Below are 213 nucleotides of genomic sequence, written 5' to 3'. Positions count from 1 at the left end.
TTGGTAGGTCTGGGCAGACTTGAACTGCCGACCTCACCCTTATCAGGGGTGCGCTCTAACCAGCTGAGCTACAGACCTATTTTAGTATTCACCGCCAGTAGGTCACTCAGATAAAGTTGGTGGAGCTAAGCAGGATCGAACTGCTGACCTCCTGCGTGCAAGGCAGGCGCTCTCCCAGCTGAGCTATAGCCCCAAAGGCTTTGTCTTCTTCAT

Annotated in this window: 2 tRNA genes; both read right to left on the bottom strand. The window is 53.1% G+C overall.

Annotated features, from left to right (window positions below):
* Nucleotide 1: 1 nt before the first annotated feature.
* Nucleotides 2–78: transfer RNA gene (locus tag IV514_RS17375), tRNA-Ile, on the bottom strand.
* A 39-nt stretch (nucleotides 79–117) separates the two neighbouring features.
* Nucleotides 118–193 (bottom strand) — tRNA-Ala (locus IV514_RS17370).
* Nucleotides 194–213 lie beyond the last annotated feature (20 nt).

It is taken from the genome of Thalassotalea sp. G2M2-11 (genome assembly GCF_017168195.1).
Lineage (GTDB): Bacteria > Pseudomonadota > Gammaproteobacteria > Enterobacterales > Alteromonadaceae > Thalassotalea_E.
This window is presented reverse-complemented; position numbering and strand designations above follow the sequence as displayed.